The organism is Desertivibrio insolitus, from assembly GCF_017355965.1.
In the GTDB taxonomy this organism is placed as follows: Bacteria; Actinomycetota; Actinomycetes; order Actinomycetales; family Microbacteriaceae; genus JAFIQW01.
In genome coordinates this window covers 1-3,099 of record NZ_JAFIQW010000008.1, presented here as the reverse complement: position 1 = coordinate 3,099, position 3,099 = coordinate 1, and the positions used below count along the sequence as shown (strand labels likewise).

Sequence of the window (3,099 nt, the reverse complement as noted above, 5' to 3'; positions counted from 1 at the left end):
AAGGATGTCCGGCGGTGTCCTACTCTCCCACGAGGTCTCCCTCGCAGTACCATCGGCGCTGCAGGTCTTAGCTTCCGGGTTCGGAATGTGACCGGGCGTTTCCCCTGCGCTATGGCCGCCGAAACTCTTTTGATTTACAGTCTGCGACACCAGGTGTTTCTGGTGTGCGCGGTTCCCGACCGTAGATCGAGAACCACAAAGTGGACGCGAGCAACAAAACTATGTGTGTTGTCAAGTTATCGGCTTATTAGTACCGGTCAGCTCCACAGGTCTTTCGTCCCTGCTTCCACATCCGGCCTATCAACCCAGTCGTCTGGCTGGGAGCCTCTCCCCCGAAGGGATGGAAATCTCATCTTGAAGCCGGCTTCCCGCTTAGATGCTTTCAGCGGTTATCCGTTCCGAACGTAGCTAATCAGCGGTGCTCCTGGCGGAACAACTGACACACCAGAGGTTCGTCCATCCCGGTCCTCTCGTACTAGGGATAGATCTTCTCAAATTTCCTACGCGCGCAGCGGATAGGGACCGAACTGTCTCACGACGTTCTAAACCCAGCTCGCGTACCGCTTTAATGGGCGAACAGCCCAACCCTTGGGACCTACTCCAGCCCCAGGATGCGACGAGCCGACATCGAGGTGCCAAACCATGCCGTCGATATGGACTCTTGGGCAAGATCAGCCTGTTATCCCCGAGGTACCTTTTATCCGTTGAGCGACAGCGCTTCCACAAGCCACTGCCGGATCACTAGTCCCGACTTTCGTCCCTGCTCGACCTGTCAGTCTCACAGTCAAGCTCCCTTGTGCACTTACACTCGCCACCTGATTGCCAACCAGGTTGAGGGAACCTTTGGGCGCCTCCGTTACTTTTTGGGAGGCAACCGCCCCAGTTAAACTACCCACCAGGCACTGTCCCTGAACCGGATCACGGTTCTAAGTTAGATATCCAGAATGACCAGAGTGGTATTTCAACGATGACTCCACCGACACTGGCGTGCCGGCTTCACAGTCTCCCACCTATCCTACACAAGCCACACCGAACACCAATACCAAGCTGTAGTAAAGGTCACGGGGTCTTTCCGTCCTGCTGCGCGTAACGAGCATCTTTACTCGTAGTGCAATTTCGCCGAGTTCGCGGTTGAGACAGCTGGGAAGTCGTTACGCCATTCGTGCAGGTCGGAACTTACCCGACAAGGAATTTCGCTACCTTAGGATGGTTATAGTTACCACCGCCGTTTACTGGGGCTTAAATTCAGAGCTTCGCCGTGAGGCTAACCCTTCCTCTTAACCTTCCAGCACCGGGCAGGCGTCAGTCCGTATACATCGTCTTGCGACTTGGCACGGACCTGTGTTTTTAGTAAACAGTCGCTTCCCACTGGTCTCTGCGGCCTTCAAACGCTTCGCAGAGCAAGTCTGCTAACGCCTCCGGCCCCCCTTCTCCCGAAGTTACGGGGGCATTTTGCCGAGTTCCTTAACCACGATTCTCTCGATCTCCTTGGTATTCTCTACCTGACCACCTGAGTCGGTTTAGGGTACGGGCAGCTAGAACCTCGCGTCGATGCTTTTCTCGGCAGCATAGGATCACCGGATCTTGCCCAAAAAGGGCTCCCCTTCAGTTCTCAGGCATATGAGGAACGGATTTGCCTATCCCTCGCCCTACGGCCTTGGCCTGGGACAACCATCGCCCAGGACCGGCTACCTTCCTGCGTCACACCTGTTAATACGCTAGCCGCACCAGCATGGGGTCGGGCGTTCACCACCAGGACCTCACCCCGAAGGGATCAGTACCTGAGGCTAGGACCCTTAGCACCACTGGATTAGCTTGGGCGGTTCTTCGCCGGTACGGGAATATCAACCCGTTGTCCATCGACTACGCCTGTCGGCCTCGCCTTAGGTCCCGACTTACCCAGGGCGGATTAACCTGGCCCTGGAACCCTTGGTCTTTCGGAGGACGGGTTTCTCACCCGTCTTTCGCTACTCATGCCTGCATTCTCACTCGTGTGGCGTCCACGGCTGGATCACTCCGCCGCTTCACTCGCCACACGACGCTCTCCTACCACTCCGTGCGCCTGGACCACGAAAGCCTGGCTAATACACGAAATCTACAACTTCGGCGGTGTGCTTGAGCCCCGTTACATTGTCGGCGCGGAATCACTTGACCAGTGAGCTATTACGCACTCTTTCAAGGGTGGCTGCTTCTAAGCCAACCTCCTGGTTGTCTATGCAACTCCACATCCTTTCCCACTTAGCACACGCTTAGGGGCCTTAGTTGGTAGTCTGGGTTGTTTCCCTCTCGACTATGAAGCTTATCCCCCACAGTCTCACTGCTGCGCTCTCACTTACCGGCATTCGGAGTTTGGCTGACGTCAGTAACCCGGTGGGGCCCATCGGCCATCCAGTAGCTCTACCTCCGGCAAGAAACACGCAACGCTGCACCTAAATGCATTTCGGAGAGAACCAGCTATCACGAAGTTTGATTGGCCTTTCACCCCTATCCACAGCTCATCCCCTCCATTTTCAACTGAAGTGGGTTCGGTCCTCCACGACGTCTTACCGTCGCTTCAACCTGGCCATGGATAGATCACTTCGCTTCGGGTCTAGGACATGCGACTGGATCGCCCTATTAAGACTCGCTTTCGCTACGGCTACCCCACACGGGTTAACCTCGCCACATATCGCTAACTCGCAGGCTCATTCTTCAAAAGGCACGCTGTCACCCCTACCAAGGGGGCTCCAACGGTTTGTAAGCAAACGGTTTCAGGTACTATTTCACTCCCCTCCCGGGGTACTTTTCACCTTTCCCTCACGGTACTTGTCCGCTATCGGTCATCTGGGAGTATTTAGGCTTACCAGGTGGTCCTGGCAGATTCACACGGGATTTCTCGGGCCCCGTGCTACTTGGGATCCTCTCCGCCGCCGCTACGCATTTCGGTTACGGGACTGGCACCCACTATGGTCGACCTTTCAATGTCGTTCACCTATACGAAGCGCGTCAACGTGAACCACGGCAGTGATTCGTGAGAGTCCCACAACCCCGACCATGCAACGCCTGCCGGCTATCACACATGATCGGTTTGGCCTGATCCGGTTTCGCTCGCCACTACTA

At 55.8% G+C, this 3,099-nt stretch carries 2 rRNA genes; both read right to left on the bottom strand.

Features of this window, described 5'->3' with window-relative positions:
* Window positions 1-6: 6 nt before the first annotated feature.
* Window positions 7-123: ribosomal RNA gene (rrf, locus tag JUB10_RS14395) — 5S ribosomal RNA — on the bottom strand.
* Between the two features lie 104 nt (window positions 124-227).
* Window positions 228-3,099, bottom strand: a 23S ribosomal RNA gene (locus JUB10_RS14390); the annotation flags it as partial.